This window comes from Pedobacter frigiditerrae, from assembly GCF_004331645.1.
Lineage (GTDB): Bacteria > Bacteroidota > Bacteroidia > Sphingobacteriales > Sphingobacteriaceae > Pedobacter > Pedobacter frigiditerrae.
On sequence record NZ_SJSK01000002.1, the window covers coordinates 683,611 to 707,348 of the forward strand.

At 34.7% G+C, this 23,738-nt stretch carries 16 protein-coding genes and 1 tRNA gene; 3 read left to right on the top strand and 14 right to left on the bottom strand.

Features of this window, described 5'->3' with window-relative positions; translation table 11 throughout:
• Positions 1-168: 168 nt before the first annotated feature.
• Positions 169-1,413, bottom strand: a complete 1,245-nt coding sequence (locus EZ428_RS09765; RefSeq protein ID WP_131552955.1) for an efflux RND transporter periplasmic adaptor subunit — start codon at positions 1,411-1,413, stop codon at positions 169-171.
• 250 nt (positions 1,414-1,663) lie between these two features.
• On the opposite strand from EZ428_RS09765, the gene EZ428_RS09770 reads away from it, so the two are divergent.
• Positions 1,664-3,034, top strand: a complete 1,371-nt coding sequence (locus EZ428_RS09770; RefSeq protein ID WP_131552956.1) for a sigma-54-dependent transcriptional regulator — start codon at positions 1,664-1,666, stop codon at positions 3,032-3,034.
• A gap of 95 nt (positions 3,035-3,129) precedes the next feature.
• A complete protein-coding gene (locus tag EZ428_RS09775) occupies positions 3,130-4,488 on the top strand; it encodes a sensor histidine kinase (RefSeq protein WP_131552957.1) in 1,359 nt (452 codons plus the stop codon).
• A 533-nt stretch (positions 4,489-5,021) separates the two neighbouring features.
• Here the strand turns inward: EZ428_RS09775 and EZ428_RS23975 are convergent.
• A tRNA-Met gene (locus tag EZ428_RS23975) sits at positions 5,022-5,092 on the bottom strand.
• Positions 5,093-5,466: 374 nt separating this feature from the next.
• Complete coding sequence (locus EZ428_RS09780; protein ID WP_131552958.1) at positions 5,467-6,066, bottom strand: CDP-alcohol phosphatidyltransferase family protein; 600 nt, start codon at positions 6,064-6,066, stop codon at positions 5,467-5,469.
• Positions 6,067-6,197: 131 nt separating this feature from the next.
• Here EZ428_RS09780 and EZ428_RS09785 point away from each other — a divergent pair, with 131 nt between their 5' ends.
• A complete protein-coding gene (locus EZ428_RS09785) occupies positions 6,198-6,893 on the top strand; it encodes a hypothetical protein (protein WP_131552959.1) in 696 nt (231 codons plus the stop codon).
• Positions 6,894-7,026: 133 nt separating this feature from the next.
• Here the strand turns inward: EZ428_RS09785 and EZ428_RS09790 are convergent, their stop codons facing one another.
• From EZ428_RS09790 to EZ428_RS09840, 11 genes are all read right to left on the bottom strand, one after another.
• The gene (locus EZ428_RS09790; RefSeq protein WP_131552960.1) at positions 7,027-8,298 is read right to left on the bottom strand and encodes a glucose-1-phosphate adenylyltransferase; all 1,272 of its coding nucleotides are present in this window, start codon (positions 8,296-8,298) and stop codon (positions 7,027-7,029) included.
• Between the two features lie 12 nt (positions 8,299-8,310).
• Positions 8,311-9,717: a glycogen synthase gene (locus tag EZ428_RS09795; protein WP_131552961.1), complete on the bottom strand. Its 1,407-nt coding sequence runs from the start codon at positions 9,715-9,717 to the stop codon at positions 8,311-8,313.
• Positions 9,718-9,907: 190 nt separating this feature from the next.
• A complete protein-coding gene (cobA, locus tag EZ428_RS09800; protein ID WP_131552962.1) occupies positions 9,908-10,705 on the bottom strand; it encodes a uroporphyrinogen-III C-methyltransferase in 798 nt (265 codons plus the stop codon).
• A gap of 343 nt (positions 10,706-11,048) precedes the next feature.
• Positions 11,049-12,299, bottom strand: coding sequence for a sulfate adenylyltransferase subunit 1 (locus EZ428_RS09805; RefSeq protein WP_131552963.1), 1,251 nt, complete (start codon positions 12,297-12,299; stop codon positions 11,049-11,051).
• A 118-nt stretch (positions 12,300-12,417) separates the two neighbouring features.
• Positions 12,418-13,323, bottom strand: a complete 906-nt coding sequence (cysD, locus tag EZ428_RS09810; protein ID WP_131552964.1) for a sulfate adenylyltransferase subunit CysD — start codon at positions 13,321-13,323, stop codon at positions 12,418-12,420.
• 81 nt (positions 13,324-13,404) lie between these two features.
• On the bottom strand, positions 13,405-14,130 hold the full coding sequence (locus tag EZ428_RS09815; protein WP_131552965.1) for a phosphoadenylyl-sulfate reductase: 726 nt from the start codon (positions 14,128-14,130) through the stop codon (positions 13,405-13,407).
• Positions 14,131-14,132: 2 nt separating this feature from the next.
• Complete coding sequence (locus EZ428_RS09820) at positions 14,133-15,644, bottom strand: TSUP family transporter (RefSeq protein ID WP_131552966.1); 1,512 nt, start codon at positions 15,642-15,644, stop codon at positions 14,133-14,135.
• A complete protein-coding gene (gene cobA, locus EZ428_RS09825; RefSeq protein WP_131552967.1) occupies positions 15,628-16,404 on the bottom strand; it encodes a uroporphyrinogen-III C-methyltransferase in 777 nt (258 codons plus the stop codon). The genes EZ428_RS09820 and cobA (EZ428_RS09825) overlap by 17 nt, the downstream gene beginning before the upstream one ends.
• Positions 16,404-18,488 carry a HEPN domain-containing protein gene (locus tag EZ428_RS09830; RefSeq protein WP_131552968.1) on the bottom strand — a complete coding sequence of 695 codons (2,085 nt, stop codon included), beginning with the start codon at positions 18,486-18,488 and terminating at the stop codon, positions 16,404-16,406. The genes cobA (EZ428_RS09825) and EZ428_RS09830 overlap by 1 nt, the downstream gene beginning before the upstream one ends.
• Positions 18,489-19,060: 572 nt before the next feature.
• Positions 19,061-19,504 (bottom strand): RrF2 family transcriptional regulator, encoded by a 444-nt coding sequence (locus EZ428_RS09835; protein ID WP_131552969.1) that lies wholly within the window; start codon positions 19,502-19,504, stop codon positions 19,061-19,063.
• A gap of 128 nt (positions 19,505-19,632) precedes the next feature.
• The gene (locus tag EZ428_RS09840) at positions 19,633-22,794 is read right to left on the bottom strand and encodes a glycoside hydrolase family 2 TIM barrel-domain containing protein (protein WP_131552970.1); all 3,162 of its coding nucleotides are present in this window, start codon (positions 22,792-22,794) and stop codon (positions 19,633-19,635) included.
• Between the last annotated feature and the right edge of the window lie 944 nt (positions 22,795-23,738).

Here is a 23,738-nt window from a genome sequence, read left to right on the forward strand (position 1 = left end):
TGAAATGTTCTTGATTCTCAAATCTCACATCTCAATAGTCATATCTTTAAAGGTTGGTGCTCCAGTCAACGCACCTGACTCGGAGCTTAACCAACCTAAATTTTTCTTATTTATTAATTAAAATGCTGTAGACAACGTGTCTCAATTCTCACATCTCAATTCGCATATCTATTTATTTATTTCTATAATATCATATTGGTTAAACTGATCGTAAGACGATGTAATTACTTCTTCGTCTTTTTTTAATCCTTCAAGCACTTCGTAATACAAGTAGTTTTTACGACCAATTTTTACGTTTCTTTTCGTTGCTTTTCCATTATTCACAACAAACACCCAACTTCCACCTGTGCTTTGGAAAAACTGCCCTTGTGCCAACAAAAGTGATTTACTATTATCCGATAATGTTAGTTTAACTTGTAAAGACAAACCTCTTCTTAACTCATCAGGAGATTTACCTTCAAACACCATTTCTACTTGAAATTGACCAGCAGTAACCTCTGGAATAACTTTACTTACTCTTAATGAATATGTCTTCCCGTTAAATTCGCATTGAGCAGTTTGCCCTTCTTTAACACGGTTAATGTAATATTCATCTACGCCTGCTTGTAATTTATAACCTTGCATTACATCAATTTTGCCTAACATTTCATTAGCACTATAAGACTTTCCTATTACTGGGTCATAAGATGATAAGCGGCCAGAAACAGGAGCTTTAATAGTCATATTTTCAATATTCTGTCTAATAGTCTGTAGGCTTTCGTTCATTCTTGAAATAGAAAGCTCAATTTGTTGTAATTGCATTACACGACTTTGATTTTCTTGACGAACCGCTTGTTTTAGTAATGTTTTTCTCCCTTGGAAATACTCATAATCTTGACTAGAAACATTAAATTCTTGTTGAGTAATTACCTTTTTAGAAAACAAAGTGCTATCAATTTTATATTTACGAGTGGCAGTTCTTAAACTGTTCTCAATATCCATCATATCTTGGCTCATCACCCTTTGATTTTGCTCCAAGTCTAATCTCAATTTTCGTAATTGATTAATTTGTTCCGTTATGCTTGTTTCGCTAGCTGTATAGCTAGATAACGCATTAGGATTAGCAATTCTTAAAAGCGGAGTTCCTGCAACAACTGATGCACCATTTTCTGTAAAGATTTGTGCTACCGTACCACCTTCAGACGAACTTACAATTACAGATGTTAGTGGAACTACACTTGCATTGAGCAAAACCACATCTTCAAAATCGCCGTATTGAACTTTGCTAACTGTAATTTTATCAGCCTCTGCTTTAAAAGTTTTATTTAATGATAAGCTATAGCCATAAGCAACTAATACTATAAAAATTACAGCACCTACAATAATTAATGTCGTTTTTTTATTAAATCTCTTTTTCTGTATTACCTTGTCCATTTGGATTTATTGTGTTAATGCTATGCCATTTGCCAAGTTTATGCCAATAGTAGATTAAATTTTAAAACACTGTAAATCAATTAATTAAATTTTATATTCAAAAATATATGTTCAATATCGAACACTAGTTGTACATCATCGAACAGTACATTATAAATTTGCTGTGAATATGAGTTACGAATTGCAAGCTTGGGAGCTTTAACTAGGCTTCCAGCCCTAACCTTTAACCATCAACCTTTAACCTAATTCAATGATAGACGCAAACATTCTCGTAATTGATGACGACGACGATATTCTGTTAAGTGCTCGTCTTTTCTTAAAACAACATTTTAATCAGGTGTTAACGTGTAAATCCCCTAGGGAGATTAATGTGCTATTGAGTAAAAATGAAGTTGATATCATTTTGCTTGATATGAATTACCAAAAAGGTGCAAGCGATGGTCGTGAGGGTTTATATTGGTTAGAACATATCCTTTCTATAGATAAAGATTATGTGGTGATTTTAATGACTGCCTTTGGAAACGTAGAATTAGCCGTTCAGGCCATTAAAAAAGGAGCTACAGATTTTATCCTTAAACCTTGGGAAAATGAAAAGTTATTTGCTACACTTTCCGCAGGTGCAAAACTCAGACAATCAAATAAAAAAGTTAAAAAATTAGAAAAAATAAACACTTCTATTCAGGGAGATATGGCTCGTAAACTAGAGCATATAGTTGGTAATGACGAAAGTGTACAGCATCTTCAAAAAACATTAATAAAAGTAGCCCCTACTGATGCTAACGTTTTAATTCTAGGTGAAAACGGAACTGGCAAACAAGTTTTCGCCTATGAATTGCATAAAAATTCGTTAAGAAGGAAACAAATTTTTATGCATGTAGATTTGGGTTCTTTAAACGAAAATCTATTTGAAAGTGAGCTTTTTGGTTATGCAAAAGGTGCATTTACCGATGCTCGAGAAGACAAACCTGGACGCTTTGAAATGGCTGATGGCGGTACCATATTCCTTGATGAAATTGGGAATCTCTCTCTTCCACTACAAGCAAAATTATTGAGCGTTTTGCAAAACAGAACAGTTACTCGTTTAGGAGAAAGCAAGGAAAGAAAAATTGATGTACGCTTAATTAGCGCTACTAATATGCCATTAAATGAAATGGTGGCTAAAGGAACTTTCAGACAGGATTTGTTATTTAGAATTAACACAGTCGAATTAATTCTTCCGCCATTGCGCCAAAGAGGAAATGACATGATACTTTTGGCTTACCACTTTTTGCAAAGTTTTAGTAACAAGTATCATAAGAACATAAAAAATATCAATGCAAAAGCAGAGCAAACACTTTTAAATTATAGTTGGCCTGGAAACATTCGTGAACTGCAACACGTTTTAGAAAGAGCTGTAATTATGACAGATAGTTTGGAAATTAGTGAAAATGATTTACAACTATCGCCACAAAAATTTGGTAATCAAGCTGTTTTGCAAACTGATATGCCCTTAGATGAAATGGAAAAAATGATGGTTAACAAAGCTATTGAAAAACATAAAGGCAACATTTCTAGAGCTGCAGCCGAATTAGGCTTAACCAGAGCTGCACTTTATAGAAGAATTGAGAAGTTTGGACTTTAAAAAGTCTAAAGCAGAAAGTCCAAAGACCAAAGCTTAATTTAACACCTTGCTCATCTCGCTTTAGTCTTTTACCTTTGGTCTTTTAGCTTACAACAATGTTTCACCAAAGATTCACCTTCCGCTTAATCATCCGTCTGTTGTTCATCAACATAATGGCGGCGCTGTTGTTTTATCTGGTTAAGAATACACAATTATGGTTTACAATAACTGGGGTTAGCTTAATATTATTGGGTAGTATCATTTCCATTTATTACTACATCAATCAAATTAGAGAAGACATTAAACGTTTCATTTTAGCGGTAAAAACTAGAGACCATACGCTAAACTTCAAAAACAAAGTAACCAAAGGAAGTTTCCCAGAATTGTACGAATCATTCAATGAAATTATCCAAATTCACAAGGATATACAACTAGAGCAGGACTCTATTTTCCAATTAATCAAAACCATTTTAGAACAAGTTCCAGTTGGCGTAATTGTGGTTAAGAAGCAAAAATCTACGCAAGAAAAGTCAGAAATATCTTTCTTTAACCAAGCAGCAAGCAATTTATTAAATGTGCCCGCTTATAGTTATTGGCATAGATTTGAGCAGCATTTACCTGTTTTCACTAAAGAAATTGAACAAATAGACACTGGCGGAAAACGTTTCATCGAATTGAAGATTCAAGATAAATTTATTCAACTTTCTATCGAAGTTATTCCGCTAAATTTATATGGTGCAGATTATAATATCATCTCTTTTCAAAACATTAAAGATGAAATTGAGCAAAAGGAAACCGAAGCTTGGAACCGTTTAATCGGCGTAATCTCTCACGAAATTTTAAATTCAATTACGCCAATCAGTTCGTTATCTGATACGGTAAACCAAATGATTAGCAATAAAGAAAGTCTAAATGCGGAAGACCTTGAAGATTTAAAACCTGCCTTACAAACCATTAAACGTAGGTCTGAGGGTTTATTAGATTTCGTAAAAGATTACCGTTTAATTGCCGAATTACCTACACCAAATACTGAACAACATAGCATTGGCGAAGTTTTACAACACGTAAAAGTGTTAATGCAACCAATGGTTAGCGCCAAGCACATCAAGCTTCAGGTATTGCAAACTTCTTCAAAAATCTCTCTACAAATAGATTTAAAACTCATCGAACAAGCATTAATTAACCTCATCACCAATAGCCTGTATGCATTAGAAGATACAGAACAGCCTATTATTGAAGTTACTTACAGATTAGCACATAACAAAGTTTATATAGATGTAAGTGATAACGGAAAAGGTATTGAAGCTGCAAATATCGAGAAGATTTTTGTGCCGTTTTACACCACTCGCAAAAACGGTTCTGGTATTGGCTTAACCATAACACGTAACATTATGAAAATGCATAGGGGTAGTTTAGAAGTCGATTCTATTCCTAACCAAAGAACTACTTTTTCATTGGTGTTTAACTACACATAGAGCTGTCATCCACAATTAGTAGTCATCCGATGAATATTAACAGTTTACCATATTCATCGGATGACTAAATGTTTGTCATTCAGAGCGCAGCAAAGAATCTCTTTTGAAAGCCAAAGTTCAGCAATTCTTGGTAACATCAGCCCTGCTATCCGCTTTACTCCATTTCATTCCGTGTTCGCTCCTATCAGGCTTATTTAACAAAGTTTGTGCAATAAATTCAATCGCTTTAACTTTTAAAACTGCCTAAATTTTCCTAAAAACCATTGAACTTGGATACGTTTTAAAGGATAACAAATTATTTTAAAATAAATACTACTAAATTAGTAGTCTTTATTTTATTTTTCTATATTTGTCCTGTTCATACACATTTATATTTGGTTTGCGAAAAGCGGCTACCTGGATGGGTAGCCCTTTTCATTTAAAGTTAAATCTGTTTTTAGAAAATCTCATAAAAAGCAAAAGCCATCTAAAAAGATGGCTTATAGCTGTCAACAAAACAAAAAAGTACATACCCAAACCGATATATGCACCTGTGGCTAGGTAATGGATTCGAACCATTATTAAAGGTTTATGAAACCCCTACCTTCCTTTAGGTTAACCTGCCATATATTCTCAAACTAATCTGAGAAATAAATAATTTTGCAATAAACTCATCTCCTCTTTCATCATCTCTATCTCCTCGGTCAAAGTTTCTAGATCACTAGCTAATGGCTTAATATAAAAAGGGTATTCATCAATACTTGGAAATTCTAAATAAATCGACATAAAATAAAATTAGAGTTATCCTTATCACTAATTGATAATCAAATATAACATAAAAATAAAAGACTACAAAATTAGTAGTCTTTTATTTTATTATTTCTTTTCCCCACTAAAAAATTTATGGTTTAATCTAAGAATTGATTTGAAAGTTGACGGTCAGTAATAATTAAGTTTTCAACCACGCCTATTCACTATTTCCTATTCACTATTTCCTCTTTAGCTATTCAAATATTTACTTTTTTTAAACTCAATTCCTTTTCTAATTAAAATTGCATGGTAAAAGCTAGGAATATCGTGTGTCCATTTAGGCAAAAATAAGATAATTAGAATTACATCCAATTGCGAAATCAACCCTAAAACAATACAAACTTTCATCATCCATCCGCCATAGGCGAAACCTAATAAACAAGTAAATGTTGCCAATAATGTAAGTCCCCACATTTTTGAAACGAAGGCATGGGTACATGTTTCCTTGCCAAATTTAATTAAGCTAACCATGTAGCACATTGCTTCCATTGCTACAACAGCAATAACCCCAATCCAGTTTTCTTTAATTAAGGCTGGATAAATCAAATAACAACTAAAAGCAATGCTTAACCAAAATATTAAATCCGTTTGACTATCCAATCGCCTCATTTTCTCGGTATCAATTTTCATTTTTCGTGCGATAATACCATCAAAAATATCAGAGAACAAACCTAAAAACATCAAAATAAGTACAATGTAAGCCGCATCTTCCCCCATTAAAAAAGAAAGAATTATAATAGTTGGCGCCAATAAAAACCTGAATAGAATTAACAAATAGGGAATGCTCATGAAGAAGGGATTAATGAACAGATTTTTCAAGATAACAAAAAAGCAATTACTTAATGATAATAATTATTTCAAATTATGGATTCCAACACATTAATTTATCATATTTAACAAACTATAAACCTTAATATTTTATGGGCCGAAAGTTAACAACTCTTATCATCTCATCCATTTTTTTATTGATTAGTTGTAAAAACGCTAAAAAGGATGTTGCATTTGAAAAAGACATTTTGATGGAAATAATCCCAAGTATTGTTGATAGCATTTGCCAAGACCCAAGGGCTTTTTTAAGTCCGCCACCAATGTTGGGTAAATTTAAAGAAACTGCAGACGGGCACACAATAATTGATACATCCTTAGCTACAGTAGAACAAAAGATTAGATATAAGCTATGGCTTAAAAAACAAGATTCGTTAAAAACAGATACTTCAAAAATTGTTTTAGCTATTAATTCTAAAATATATTACTCTGAAGACTCTCTTGAAATAGAATTTAAAAAATATTTTAAGGGCAAGAAATTAAATCGGGCAAAAGATACGGATAGCAGTTATATAATAGATATAAATGCTATTAAACTTAACAAAAATTTTAGTTTTAAAAATAAAGGTGAATTTCCAAGTACATTAGATGTTTGGAATAAAAAATATGATTTTATTTTTTCCGGTTTCTTTAATGTGAGTAGAATTTTGTTCGATGAAAGCAAAAATTATGGTATTTTAAGTGCCAGCTATACTTGTGGTGGCTTATGTGGTGAAGGACACATAATTTACATAAAAAAATTTAACAACAAATGGGTTATTGACAAAATCGAAGGAACTTGGATTGCATAATAAATCCTATAACCATTAATTTAAGAGATTCTTTGCGGGCTCAGAATGAAAAAAAATCAAAAAAGTCCTTACTTTTCAGTAAGGACCATTCAATTATTTATACATCTTCCTTCTTACATTATACGTTTTACATTTATATCACAGTTCCATTGGGTATGGTAGCTCCTTTTTTAACTACCACAATTCCATCTTTTACAACGTATAACCCATAATCTCCTTCCGCCAAATGCGAACCACCATTAATGCGAACATCGTTACCAATTCTGCAGTTTTTATCTACAATTGCATTGTTGATGTAACACCTATCGCCTATTCCTAACAATGGATGACCAGCTTGCGTTTCTTCTTGTATATCTTTTAAGGTTTGGTAATGGTCACTACCCATTATATACGAATTTGCAATTGTTGTTCCTCTTCCTATTCTAGAACGAATACCCAAAACAGCTCTTTCCACTCTACTAGCCTGAATAATACAGCCTTCGGCAATAATGGTTCTTTCTAAGGTTGTGCCAGATATTTTAGACGGAGGTAACATCCTTGCTCTTGTAAAAATAGTATGCGCACTATCAAACATATTAAACAAAGGCAATTCATCAGTTAAGCCTAAATTAGCTTCAAAGAATGAAGAAATATTACCAATATCTGTCCAATAGCCTTCATACTGATAACTTAAAACGTGGTTATTTAATAAAGCACGAGGAATAATTTCTTTCCCGAAATCCTTCTCATCAGGGTTTTCATTTAACATTTTGATCAAAAGATCTCTGTTGAAAATATAAATACCCATTGAGGCTAAATAATTTCTACCAACACCTTTCATTTCATCGCTAGTTTCAGAAGTCCATTCCGGTAATAAATCTGCCTTTGGTTTTTCTATAAATGAGGTAATGAAACTCTCCTCATCTGTTTTTAGAATTCCAAAATCTGTAGCATCTTTAGCATGAACAGGAATAGTTGCAATAGAAATTTCAGCTCCTTTATCTACGTGAGCTTTCAGCATTGCCTTAAAATCCATTTGATACAATTGGTCTCCTGAAAGAATCAAAATATAATCAAACTCATGATTGGTAATGTGATGCATACATTGCCGCACCGCATCTGCAGTTCCTTGAAACCAAGTTGGGTTATCTGGCGTTTGCTCTGCTGCTAAAATATCTACAAATGCTTTAGAAAAATGACTAAAGTGATAGGTGTTTTTAATGTGTTTATTAAGAGACGCTGAATTAAATTGTGTTAATACAAACATTCGGTGGATTCCAGAGTTCATGCAATTTGAAATAGGAATATCAACCAATCGGTATTTGCCACCTATTGGCACAGCAGGTTTAGAGCGGGTTTGAGTTAGCGGAGATAATCTAGATCCTTGGCCGCCGCCAAGAATAACACCCAATACGTTTTCGGTCATATATATTTAGTTTTACATTTGGTATAAATCAATGTACTGTTGTGCCGCTCTATCCCAAGAGTGATCCAAAGTCATTATAAACTTACGAATTTCTTTTACCTTTTTTTGGTCTAGGTACAAGTCATAAGCTCTGCCTATGGCATGACCAACATCCCAAATGCTGGTTTGATCATGGCAAATTCCAAACCCCCCATCTCCAATGTCAGTTACCGTATCTTTTAATCCACCAATGCGCCTTACAATTGGAATTGTTCCATAACGTAAAGCATACATTTGGTTTAAACCACAAGGTTCTACTCTCGATGGCATTAACAGAAAATCTGCACCTGCATAAATTTGATGTGACAATACCTCATTATAACCAATATAGGCATTATACTTGCCAGGATGATAATGAGTTATTTCATTTAATCTATCTTCAACAGCTGGGTCTCCAGAACCTAATACCAAAATATTAATCTCTCCCTCACTTTGTTCTAGTGCGTTCCAAAAAATATCAGGTAATAAATCAGCTCCCTTTTCTCCTACCAGTCTACCAATAAATGTATATAAAGGTTTAGTTTTATCTAAATTAAAAACATCACAAAGTGCGTCTTTGTTTGCTTTTTTTCCACTTTCTACAGTTCTATTTGCAAAAGCTTTGGTAAGCATTGGGTCTTTCTGCGGATTCCAAACTTCGTTGTCTATTCCGTTTAAAATTCCGAATGACTTTCCTCTCTCTTGGGCTAACAAACTTTCTAAGCCATTTGCCTTATAACTTATTTCATCTAAATAACTTGGCGAAACCGTTGTTACTCTCCAAGCACATTTTATAGCAGATGCTAACGGATTAATCGAATTACTCCAATCCAATTTACTCGAATTACGCAAATCATAAGCTGGCAAATAATGTAATTTATCCCAGCCAAATTGACCTTGATATTGTGCGTTATGAATGGTTAAAACAGTCGGAATGTAACTTAAATGACGATAGTTATTACAATTACCAATCATAAAAGGAATTAACCCGGTATGGTGATCATGACAATGTATAACGTTAGGTTTATGTTCCCATTGAGCAATCCAATCTAAACTTGCAATTTGAAATGCCATGAAACGTTCCACATCATCATCATAACCATAAACTTTTTCACGGTCCAATAATCCTGCAATATGAACTAGGAATAAATCAAAACCTAACTTATTTGTTCGTTCTCTAAATATCCTAACGGTATGATTATTATATCCCAATCTTACCCAACCATCATATACAACCTCAAATTCGTTTTGATGAAGGAACTTTGTATCATAAGCAGGCATAACCACTTTTGCAACATGACCTAGTTTATTTTGATATTTAGGCAGTGCGCCTACCACATCGCCCAAACCGCCAACTTTTGCTACTGGATAACATTCTGCACTGAAGTGTATTATTTCCATACGATACCTTTGAAAAACTTACTTAAATTAGGCATTAGATTGAGTAATGCAAACATTTAGTAAAAAATAATTTTGATTATTTAATTGTGTTCAAATAATTCTTATCCTAAGAAAATTTATTTCTATAAAAGAAAAGGTTGGATATTGCTACCCAACCTTTTGCTCCAAAATAAAAAATAAAATATGGTTACTAATATTCTTCCTGAGCCATAATTGCATAAAACTCTTTTATGGTATTAAATTGAGGATGCAATGATACAACATTACCAAAAACAAGTAAAGCTGGAGAACTCAATTTCTTTTCTTCTATTAATTCTTCAATGGTATCTACAATACCAACTACTACATTCTCTTCTTTAGACGAACCATTTTCGATTACCGCAACAGGCAAATTATCTTTACCCTCGGTTCTGAAAATCGTTGCTATTTCTTTAATTTTTTCGATTCCCATTAACACCACAATCGTAGCATTAGATTTAGCGGCAACATATAAATCTGGCGAAATTTCTCCTTGTGAATTTGTACCGGTAACTACCCAAAAGCTTTCGCTTAAGTTACCATAAACCATAGGGATTTTTTGCAAACCTGGCACACCTAATGCGCTTGATACACCTGGAACAATTTCTGTTGGTATACTATAAGATTCTGCTACATCAATTTCTTCGAAACCACGAGCAAAAACAAATGGGTCGCCGCTTTTTAAACGCACAACGTGACCATAGTTTAAAGCGTAATCAATCATTAACTTATTAACTAAGTCTTGAGAGAATGATTCGTCTCCTGAACGTTTACCCACATAAACCTTAATAGCATTCTCTGGTGCGTGATTTAATAAAGCTTCATTTACCAAAGCATCATAAAGAACCACATCTGCTGTCTGCAAGGCTTTAACACCTTTTAAAGTCAACAAATCTGGGTCGCCCGGACCTGCACCTACTAATGTAATTTTTGGTTCTACTTGAGTTTTCTCTATCTTATTTAAAATCATCGCTCAGGGTATTAAGTATATCAACAAAACAAATTTATATAAAATCTATAGAAATAGTAGAATTTATTTTAAAATAAATTTAAAACACTGTCTGGATTAAGATTTAAGCGATTTGAGGATGGCAGGATTCATCTGGAATCAAAATATTGCGTAATAATAGTTTTGAGATTTGCTGTTTGTCTCCTGCACAGCTTTAAGTTCTCCAAACCCGATTGAAGTGAGCACGAAGCTGAGGAACGATAGCGAAGTAAAACGAAAAGCGGGGCTATCGTAACCGACGCCCCGCTGAAATTGCTTTACTAGTTTATTCTAAAATAATGAACTATTGAACCAATGAACTAACCTATTCTACCGAAGCTCTAAACATCAATGCTCCTACAGTTAAGTTGGTACGACTATCAATTAATATTGCTGAACCATTTGCCCTATTATCTCCATATAAATCGAATGCCAAAGCATCTGCAGTTTTAATGATTACACGACCAATATCATTCAGTTTAAACTCATCGGCAGCGTGTTTTTCTAACGTATTGATATCTACCTTGTACAAAATCTCGTTGATTTTACATTTGGTCGTTTTGCTGTTATGTTGAATTAAATACATAATTGATGGGTCTAATGCTCTCCCATCCATCCAACATAAATCTGCTTCGATTAACTTAGATTCCATTGGCAAGGCCGATGAATTAACCAAGGTATCGCCCCTACTGATATCGATGTTATCTTTTAAATGGATGGTAACCGATTGACCAGCTAAAGCTTGGTCTAGTTCATTTTCGAAGAATTCTATTTTACTAATGGTAGAACTTGTTCCCGCAGGCAAAACCGTAACGTTATCGTTAACCTTAAAAGTCCCACTTAAAACCCTACCTGCATAACCTCTGTAATCGTGAAGTTCATCTGTCTGTGGCCTGATTACCCATTGCACAGGCATACGAGCTTGTGTGGTTTTATCTTGCAAATCTGTATCTACTTTTTCTAAGAAGTGCAGCAAACTTTCTCCTTCGTACCAATCCATATTTGCTGATGGTTGTACAATATTATCTCCTTTAAGTGCGCTTACAGGAATATAGGTTACATCTTTTAAACCTAGATTAAGTGCTAAAGCCTTATACTTCTCTTTAATAGCAGAAAAAACAGTTTCGCTATAATCCATCATATCCATTTTGTTAACTGCAACAACAATGTGTTTAATGCCCAATAAAGAAACCAAATAAGAATGGCGAATGGTTTGCTCTACAACACCATTTCTAGCATCGATTAAAATGATGGCTAAATTTGCTGTAGACGCACCTGTAACCATATTTCTGGTATATTGAATGTGACCCGGAGTATCGGCTATAATAAATTTTCTCTTCTCGGTCTGAAAGTATTTATAGGCCACATCAATAGTAATTCCCTGTTCTCGTTCGGCTCTTAAACCATCGGTTAAAATGGCCAAGTCTATTGTTCCATCATCGTTTTTTCTGTTAGAGCTTTGCAAAGCTTCCAACTGGTCTGCCAAAATAGAATCGGTATCATATAACAAACGACCAATGAGGGTACTTTTACCGTCATCTACACTGCCCGCTGTGAAAAATTTTAATATGTTCATTTTTTTATATTTAGATATTAGTAGTTAGATGTCAAATCGTCTAAAACCAAATACTTCATTTAATAATCTGTAGTTAAGCATATGTCTAAATACTATATACTAACTACTCTGTACTTCCTTAAAAGTATCCCCCTTTTTTTCTGTCTTCCATTGCAGCTTCAGAAACCTTATCGTCCATACGAGCGCCACGTTCTGATATTTTCGAATCGCTGATTTCCTGAATAATATCATCAATTAAATCGGCATCAGATTCTACTGCAGCTGTACAAGACATATCTCCTACCGTACGGAAACGAACTTTTTTGCTTTCTACAATATCATCACTATCCATATTTAAAAATGGTGAAGCTGCCATTAATTGTCCGTTTCTAGTAATACAATCGCGTTGGTGTGCAAAATAAATGCTTGGCAAAGCGATGTTTTCCCGACGGATGTAATTCCAAACATCAAGCTCGGTCCAGTTACTTATTGGAAATACCCTAACATTTTCGCCTTTGTGGATTTTACCATTATAAATGTTCCATAATTCTGGGCGTTGGCGTTTTGGATCCCACTGGCCAAACTCATCTCTAACCGAAAAAATACGTTCTTTAGCACGAGCTTTTTCTTCATCTCTTCTGGCACCACCAATACAGGCATCGAACTTATTTTCTAAAATAGTATCTAAAAGCGTAACCGTTTGTAAGGCATTACGACTAGCATTTTTGCCTGTTTGTTCAATTACTTTACCTTCATCAATAGATTTTTGAACTGAACCAATAATTAGTTTTTCGCCGATTCTCGCTACCATTTCATCACGGTATTCAATGGTTTCTTCAAAATTATGTCCAGTATCTATGTGTACCAAAGGGAAAGGGAATTTACCTGGTCTAAATGCTTTTTCTGCTAATCGCACCAATGTTATCGAATCTTTTCCTCCAGAGAACAACAACGCGGGTTTCTCAAATTGCCCTGCTACTTCACGTAAAATATGAATCGCCTCGGCCTCTAATTCGTCTAAATAATCAAAATTGTATTCGCTCATTTGTAGATGTTGTAATGTTTAAAAGTTGTAATGTTTCATTCCAAACTTTCTTAATTCCTTGCTCCTGTTCTTTTCTCTCTTTTATTCCTTGCTCGCCACAATCTCTTCAGCAGTATTGTGTAAGCCACACTCTTTTTTACTTTGGTCTTCCCACCACCATCTTCCTGCTCTAAAATCTTCACCTGGCTGCACCGCCCTAGTACATGGGGCACAGCCGATGCTTGGGAAACCTTTATCATGTAAAGTGTTGTAAACTATATTATTGTCCTTAATATATTGTTTTACTTCTTCTAAAGTCCATTCGAAAATTGGATGGAACTTGATCAACTGATTTGAAGCATCATATTCCAAATCGTGCATATCTTCTCTATTCGGACTTTGCTCTGCCCTAATTCCAGTTACCCAAATTTCGTTCCCGTACAAAGCTCTTTTTAGAGGTTCTATTTTACGGATATGACAGCACTCTTTTCTATTTTCTACAGATTCATAAAAACTACTCGGTCCTTTTGCATTAACCATTGCTTGCAATAAATCTGCTTGTGGGTAGTAAGCATGAATAGTTTGTTGATAAACTTCTAGCGTTCTGTTCCACACATAATAGGTTTCTGGAAACAACCTGCCTGTCTCTAATGTAAAAACCTTAATAGGAATTTTATTAGCGAATATGATATCGGTAACTACTTGGTCTTCCCAGCCAAAACTTGTACTAAACACTATTCTGCCTTCGTACTTTTTAGTTAAGTACCAAAGTTTATCTACGATGCTTAAGCCAGCTAATTCTTGCTTTAAATTTTCTAATTCTTCCATCTCTAAATCAGCTTTAAAATAAACATAATAACGCTACGCAAACTCACTATCATAACGATGATACCTACAGCCACCATGATTGTTTTTGCAGATATTTTATTAGAAACTCTTGCTGCAATTGGCGATGCTAAAGCACTTCCAATAATTAATCCCAAAACTGCTTCCCAATACCTACCACCCAACATTGTAAAAAATGTAAGCGAACTTAAGGTTGCAATAAAAAACCTCGAAATCTTAACTGTTCCCAAAGAAAACAATGGATGTCTTCCTCCGGCGATTAAACTTGACAATACAATCGAGCCCCAACCACCGCCAAATGCGGCATCTATAAAACCACCGACAAAGCCCAAAGGGCCAATCTTTTTTATTTTATCTCCAGCTGCTTTCTTTTTCTTAATATTGAAAGCTTTCTTTAAAATAATCCCACCCAAAACCAAGGTATAAACTCCAACAACAGGCTTTACATAAGCACTGTAGTGTTCTAAGGATGATAAAATATAAGCACCTAAAACTGCTCCAATAATGGCTGGAATAATTAATAACCTAAAAAGTTTCCAGTTTACATTACCCATTTTGTAATGCATCCAACCAGCAATTCCATTACTTAAAACTTCAGAAATGTGTATGGCCATACTGGCTGATGCAGGTGGTAATCCCATAGCCAATGAAAAAGAAGCAGTAGTTACGCCATAAGACATTCCAATTGCCCCATCAACCATTGCAAATACAAATCCAGCTCCTAAAAACCAATAGAATAATGGGTCTATGTCTATTAAAAAGGTTTTAAATTCCGGCTCAGTATTCCAAAGTGTTAAACCCGCTGTATAAATAAATAATATAATAGAAAGCCAGATTAGCCATTTAATATTTCGCTCTGCAAAACTCTTTTTATTGTTGATTAAATTTTCTGTAACCTTATTTAATGTTTTAACTTTTGAAGCAAAATCTCCTTTTAAAGTCTGGCGCAAGGCACTCATGTTTTGCAAAGTCTCATCCAACTCTGCAGGAATGCCATCATTTAAAATCTCTTTTAAACGTTTTGCAATTGTAGGCGATTTTCCATTTGTAGAAATTGCAATCTTTAAATCTCCTTTTTGAACAATGGAACCTAAATAAAAATCACATAGTTCTGGTTTATCGGCAACGTTGATCAACAAACCTTTATCGTGTGCTTCTGTTCTTATTTGCTCATTTAAAACATTATCGCCTGTGGCCACAAAAACAATATCCACATCATTTAAATCTGAAGCATCATAACGTTTCTGTTTAATCTTAACATTCGGATAACCTACAATTAAGTCAACAATTACGGGATTTATATTTTCAGCAACAATGGTAACATCAGCTTGAAAGCTGTTGTTAACTATTGCTGTTAATTTTTCTAAGCCAATATTTCCCCCACCAATTAATAAAGTACGCAACTGATTCAGTTTTACAAAAACTGGAAACAGCTGGTTTCCTTTCTCCTCTTGAGAAAAAGGCACATTATTATTGGTTTTAGGAGATTGAAGCATATGGTGCAATCAAAGTTTTAAACGATGGGTGTAATGATACTACTTCTCCAAAAATAAGCAAAGCTGGCGCTTCTATATTTTCTTTTTTTGTGATTTCTAAAATCGATTCTACTTGACCAACTACCAACTTTTCATGATCAGATGAACCATTCTGAACAACTGCAGCAGGTAATTGATGTTTTCCTTCGGCTTTAAATATTTCTACAATCTCAGCTAATTTCTTTAAGCCCATTAAAATGATAACCGTAGCATTAGATTTTGCAGCTTGATAAATATCATCAGATACCTGTCCGTTTGAAATTGTACCTGTAATTACCCAAAAACTTTCGCTCAATCCACGATGTGTAACTGGAATTTGTTGCAAACCCGGTACGCCAATTGAACTAGAAATACCTGGAATTACGGTTACTGGAATGTTATACGAATCCGCATAATCTAGTTCTTCATAACCTCTACCAAAAACGAAAGGGTCGCCGCCTTTTAAACGTACTACGTGACCATAGTTTAAGGCATAATCTACCATCAATTTGTTAATTGCATCTTGTGCATAAGAATGTTCGCCAGAACGTTTGCCAACATAAACTTTAATCGCTTCCGCAGGTGCGTGAGTTAATAAAGCTTCATTGGTTAAAGCATCATAAAGTACCACATCTGCAGCTTGCAAAGCCTTTACGCCTTTTAAAGTCAACAAATCTGGATCTCCAGGACCAGCGCCTAATAAGGTTATTTTTGGTTCTATATTTAAATTTCTTTCTCCCATTATACAGTCGCCCTTAGGACTTTTATTTCATTTAAAAATTCAGCTGCTTCTGTAAAATATTGCTTAGCAAAAACTGCTGATGGTTCGTTTTTATTAATTTGAAGCACTAAATCTGCAAAACTGGTATTAAAAGTAAATTCACCACTTTCTACAAAATGATTATCAAATTCTCTAATTACACCTGCTTGGGTGCTACTGCTAACGCCTTTATCTAACAATAAAGATTTTGCTGCATTTACCATAGTGCTATAGCTGTGGTAAATAGAATCGGCATAAGCCTGATTTTCTAATGCCTCATTTGCCCAACCTAATTTCTCCTCTGCTTCTAACAATAAAGTAGCTACCAAATCAATTACAACACCAGCACATTCGCCCACACCAATTGCAGTTACAAATGTTTCTTCGTGACCCCAGTCGACAAACTCTTCAGCCTTAAGGTTAGTTAAGTCGCCAAGTGGCTTTAATAATTGATAGAAATAATCCTTCCCTTTTCTATCATAATATTGATGGAAGCTTTCATGCTCTTGGTTATTCGCCTTAAAATCGTTTAACAAGAAATGTAAAACTTGCGTAGCTCTTTTTGAAGGCACTTTGATTACTCTTTCTGCAACTCTACCTACACCGTTTCCAACCGTTCCGCCACCTAACATCACTTGTACAGCTGGCACTACTTTTCCTTCTGCCTTTACCGAACTACCGTGAAAACCAATTTCTGCTAAACCATGCTGACCACAAGAATTCATACAGCCACTAATCTTTATTTTGATGTTTTTCTCGTAAATAAACGCTGGAAAATCTTCGTAAACCACTTCTTCCAAAACCTCAGCCAAAGTCATGCTGTTAGAAATACCCAAGTTACAAGTATCTGTACCTGGGCAAGTGGTAATATCAGCTAAACTATCAAATCCTGCATTGGCAAGGCCAATGTCTGATAACGCTCTATATAAAGATGGCAAAGCATTTTCTTGCACAAACTTTAACAAAAACCCTTGATTTTGAGTTACACGAATCTCATCAGCAACATAAGGTCTAATGGCATTAATGAATTCTCTTGCCTTATCTGTTTTAATATCACCTACTAATATTTTTACATAAACGCCAAACAACCCACTTTGCTTTTGTTCAAAAACATTTGTAGCTAACCAATGCTCGTAATGATTTTCATTTTCTAAAGCAACTTCAGGATAGTCTTGCGTAAATGGATAACTTGGTAGAGGAACAGTTGTTAAATCTATTTTAAAAATTTTCACTTTATTGGCTGTTCTTTCTTCCTCAACCAATCTCAAAACTTCTTCTAAACCTAACTTCTGAACTAAATATTTTAAGCGGGCTTTATTTCTATTGTTACGTTCACCATAACGGTCAAACACTCTCAAAACAGATTCAGAGAACGGAATTAACTGGTCTTCTGGTAAAAAATCATTAATTGCACTTGCTAAAAAAGGTTGTGCCCCTAATCCGCCAGCAAATAAAACTTTAAAACCACGTTCTCCTTTCTCATTTACTTTAGGAATGAAACCTAAATCGTGGATATAGCTGTATGCTGTATCTTTATCGCTTGATGAAAAAGAGATTTTAATCTTTCTTCCCATTTCTTGGCAAATCGGATTACGCAAAAAGTAAGCGAAAACTGCTTGTGCATAAGGCGAAACATCAAAAGGCTCGTCTGGGTCAATACCCGATGTTGGCGACGAGGTTACATTACGAACAGTGTTTCCACAAGCTTCTCTTAAAGTAATATCGTCTTGTTCTAGTTTAGCCCAAAGTTCTGGCGTTCTATCTAAACTCACATAGTGAAGCTGAATATCTTGACGAGTTGTTAAGTGTAAATTCCCACTTCCGTATTCATCAGCAATATCCGCAATGCGTAATAATTGCTTGAAACTGACTTTACCAAAAGGCAGTTTAATACGAATCATTTGCACGCCTGGTTGGCGCTGACCGTATATACCCCTCGCTAAACGCAAACTTCTAAAACGTTCGTCGTGAATTTTTCCCGAACGAAAATCATTAATCTTTTTTTCAAGGTCAATAATATCTCTCTCCACAACAGGATTTTCTAGTTCTGTTCTAAAACTTTGCATATAATAAATTTGGTTTACGTTTTGTTTAAGAGTTGCATTTAACCGCCTCTCTCGCCATATTATATTTGCCTTGACTATAAAAATAAGCTCTCAAGCAAAATAATATTATACAAATATACAAAGTATATAGACTTAGTAGTCTTATTTTATAAACTTTTTTAAAATAATTATTGAAAGAGAGCATAAGGAGAACGTTTTATCGTTGAAAATGAATTGGAGCAAGCTTTTGGCAGCCTTCAGCCCTGCTATCGCTTATAGTCCTCACCCGATGAAAAATCGGGTTGCGGGCTATTTGGCTCTATCAGGTTTAAGATTATGGGAAGTGGTTCTTGATAAACTTTTTCCTGTTCTGTTTCATAAAAGCACTGATTTTGTATTTTAGCCCCGGAATACGCGGAAATATCCCGATTCTTCATCGGGAATTGCAGTATTGGCTACAAAGGAGTGCCTTTGGCACGGGACTAGCCTGAACCAATAACCACAAGCTTTGCACTTCAAATCCCTTCTAATACACTACCTCAATGAATCCGCTAGCTAGCGGATCGGTACACGTAAGGATGACTAGAAAAACTTTAAATGATAGGTAAATTTAAAGCTGTTTGTTCGCGTTCGATGATATTAGCTATGCTTGTTTCGCTTAAAACCTTTAAAGAAGCATCTCTAACATCGATAAATGCCTTACGAATACCACAAGTTACTTCATCATGGCACTCTTCACATTTATGATAAAATTTCAAACTTGCACAAGGAACCATGGCAATTGGCCCATCAGTAATGCGTAAAATATCTACCAAATAAATGTCTTCTGGATTTTTATTAAGGCTATAACCGCCTCCAGCTCCCTTTTTACTGTATAAATATCCAGCGTTGCGCAGGTCTAACAGAATTTGCTCTAAGAATTTTTTAGGAATATGCTCTTCTTCGGCTATACGAGCGATTTGCATTGGTGGTTGGGTCATATTTTTACCCAAAATTACCAATGCTTTTATAGCATACTTTGTTTTCTTTGATAGCATATAGTAACAAAGCTAATAAAAAGTTAGGAGTTTAAAAATGTGCAACAAGATTTTTAATCAGCAGATTTTTTCAACTTAACTTTAGGTAAAAAAAGAGCCTTCAAATTTACATCTGAAGGCTCACCTTTTTACTTGATTGGTTTTATCCAATAACTGTATTGTTGATTTTTATAGGGGATTTGATATTCACTTAATGGCATTGAACCCCAACTGTCTATACCTTGAACGCCAAGTTGCTGTAAGTCCATGTGCACATAAATTTTATCTCTCTGCACCAATTCGCCTGAGTGGTATTGTTTCTTCTCTGCCTCTGGATCTAAATCTTCAATGGTATATGGCAAGGCCGAAAAACTCAATAGATTATCAGCATATTCAAATTTTAAACCTTTACCTTTTGCATTGGTGAAAGAAACCCAACGTACATCAGTTTTATTTCCACTTTCTTGCGGACGAGCATAAGGAAAATATTGCTCATCGACTTTGCTCTTGTATAAACCAATTAATGATGCTGTTTTACGGTCCCAATAATTTTCACCTGGTCCACGACCATAAAAATTAATGGCGTTAAATTGTTTGTTCAATTGCAAGTCATTTCCTACTCTCATTAATGCTCTGTATTTTCCTTTTACAGCAATTAATTTGTTATCAACTTTTATAGCACCATCTGCATGAATAGTAAATAGTTGTTCAGTTTCGGCATCACCATTTAATAAAGATGAACGGAAAAATATAGTTAACGATTTAGGGTTTGATTTATCTACTTTCTGAGATAACAATGTGCTCTTCTCATCATAAACATTTCGCCACATGCGCAATGATTTATTTAATCCTGCACCAATATCATTATCGGTTGGTGCTCTGTAAAATGCAGGTTTTGGACCTTGAGCAAGTAACTCTTCTCCTTTTAAAACATAACTTGTTAACAAGCCTTTTTTCAAATCAAAACTGGCTGTAAAATCTTTTCCCTTAACCACAACTTTATCAGCAGTTTCTTCAACCTTTAAATCTCCATTTTGTATTTGAGCTTGATAAGGAGTAGCGCCACCACCATAAACAAATTGTTCTGTTGCCAGTTCATAACCTTTTTCTAAAAATGGTTCATCGGTTTTAAGTAAATACCTTAAGGTTAAGAAATATTCTTTTCCAGCTTTTACAGTAGTCTTAATAGGTAAAGTAAATGTTTGAGTAGCACGAGGTCCGATTGGCAAATCATTTAACAAACCTGTTTCAATTATTTTGCCATCTTCTAACACCTCCCATTTCAATTGGAAATTACTAATATCCCTGAAGAAATAGCTATTGTTAACACTAATCTGCTTGTTACCTAAATAACTAGATTTAATAAATTGATAAACTTTTTTAGCTTCAATTGCCATAGGTGTTAAGCCACGATAAGCAGTAACCACACCTTTAACACAGAAATTATTATCGCTAAAATCTTCGTTAACTGGACCTTCTAATGGAAAATCTCCGCCATAAGCTAAAATTCGTTTTCCATTTTTTACGGTATCAATGGCTTGGTCTATCCACTCCCAAATAAAACCACCTTGTAGTTTAGGATTATTTTCTATGGCATCCCAATATTCTTTAAAATTACCTAAACTGTTACCCATGATGTGCGCATACTCACTCATGATCAATGGCCTTTCGCTTTTTCCTTTCGAATACTTGATTAACCAATTTGGATCAGGATATTGAGGAACAATCATATCCGTATTAAAGTCGTTTTCTGCCCTTTCGTATTGCACAGGACGAAAATCTCTTTGTTTTAACCACTCATAGGCCTCGTAGAAATTCACGCCATTTCCAGCTTCATTCCCTAGCGACCAAGTGATTACTGCTGTATGATTTTTATCTCTTTCATACATTCTGGTTATGCGCTCTAGATGCGGAATACGCCATTGTTTATCGTTACCAAAAGTTGTTTCTAAACTATAATAACGACCGTGAGATTCGATATTGGCCTCATCAATCACATACAAACCATATTCGTCACAAAGTTCCATCCAATAAGGATCTGGCGGATAATGAGAATGACGAACTGCATTTACGTTCAGTTTTTTCATCATTTCCATGTCCTTTCTCATGTCTTCATGCGCAAGAGTATGGCCTTGAGTTGCATTATGTTCATGGCGATTTACACCTTTTAAAAACACACGTTTTCCATTAACCAATAAATCGCTTCCTTTAATTTCTACACTACGGAAACCGATACGCTGAGGAATAACTTCAATTACATTTTCGTTTTTATCTTTAAGTGTGATGTATAAAGTATATAAGTAAGGTACTTCGGCCGACCAATTTTTAACGTTACTGATTTGAGTTTTAAAAGAAAGATTAGATTTATAATTACCTAAAACCTTTTGCAAGCCTGTTGCGTCTTTCCAAATGCTATTTCCTTTTGCATCTACCAAGTTTAATGCTACATAAAAACTATCTGGCCTGCTGTGATTGGTACGTTGATCTATTTTATAGTTTTCTACAGTTACATCTACATTTAGCAAACCATTTGTGTAGGTAGGGTCTAAAGTACCAATCGCTTTAAAATCACGGATATCTAGTTTAGGAGTTGAATATAAATACACATCTCTTTCTATGCCCGAAATGCGCCACATGTCTTGGCACTCCAAATAACTTCCATCACTCCAACGGTAAACCTGCAAGGCGATGGTATTTTCTCCTGTCTTAACATATTTAGTGATATCAAATTCAGCTGCAAGCTTACTATCCTCACTGTAACCAACTTTTTTACCATTTACCCAAATGTAAAAAGCAGATTTTACAGCGCCTAAACTGATAAATACTTGTCTATTTTTCCAGTTCTCTGGGATGTTAATTTTTCTACGGTAAGAGCCAACTGGGTTATTATCTTCTGGAATATCAAAAGGCGGATTCATTCTATTGCCAGTATTTTTTCTCCCAGCAAATTCGTAAGGCTGATTTACATAGATTGGCAAACCATAACCATTCACCTCCCAGTTAGCTGGCACTTTAAAGTTATCCCAGCTTGCATCATTGAAATCAGTTTTATAAAAATCTAAAGGTCTTTTTCGTGGGTCTTTAACCCAGTTAAACTTCCAAGTTCCATTTAGCGACAAAAAATATGCTGACTTTTCTTTGTTCCTTTTAGTCGCTAAATCTGCGCTTTCATAAGCAAATGCTGATGCCCTCATTGGCATTCTGTTCACTGAAACTACTTCTGGTGTTTGCAGTTCTACTGGTAATTGTTGCGCTTGCGTATTTAAGCAAAACAATAAAATGATAAGTAGGATGATTGTGTTTTTCTTCATTTGTGGTTAATTGGTCTAGGTTAATTGTGCTTAGATTAAAGTTATTACCTAACAATAACAATCTATTAGCATACTAAAATAGTGATGTAAAGCCAGCTATAGCTATTTTATAAAACACAAACGTTTGCATTTTTTAGTTTATCCGATTAACATTTGTTTTAATAAGCATTACACTGTTATTAATGATTTATTTTTTTAGGCAAATTGTCCTTATTTATTGCTAGAGATGTTTTTGTGAGATTATTTTTGATAGATTGCTTAGGGTTTTGCGCAAATGTTTTAATAAATCAAACGTTTGTGCTGCAATAGCTTGCTTTTGAAACCAAGTTGACCCATTTTGCAAAAGCGTTAGGATTTCTGATTATTAAATTTCCAAAATTTAAATTATAACTTCTCCAATGCCTGAAAATTTCCTTATCTTAGTTAATCATTGCAATTCTGGCAATCCCGCTTGTTCAAAGCGTTTCATCCCCCTTAATTTCATTTCACTTAGTCCACATTAAATCCACCTTAAGTCCACGTTATATCCACCCTTCCCTTCGTTCCTATTCCATTGCTATCCTATTCCTATCCCAGTCCTACCCTAGGATACTTGCTTCCAACCCTATTCTTAGCGATTAAAGTATGACTAAGAGACACAAGGATAGATATGCAAGGGATATGCAAGCATGGTGCGAGGAACAAGGAATGGTTACTAAATGATTATATAATGTAAATAGGAAAGATTAAGATTTATTACGAGTGTATCTTGACTTAACCTGTTCATTTGAAGGGTAGAGACTTCCCTTCCTAAATCTTTTGTGGCTAGCCAGACGAAAAATAGTACTTAAAGAGGCTGAAATGATAATTCAAAAAAGAGAAAAACCTCCAAAGTCTACCGTGCCTTCTCCCACATTCCTCCCAGATTCCTTCGGAGAATTGGCCTTTAAAGCAACGTTTCTCGA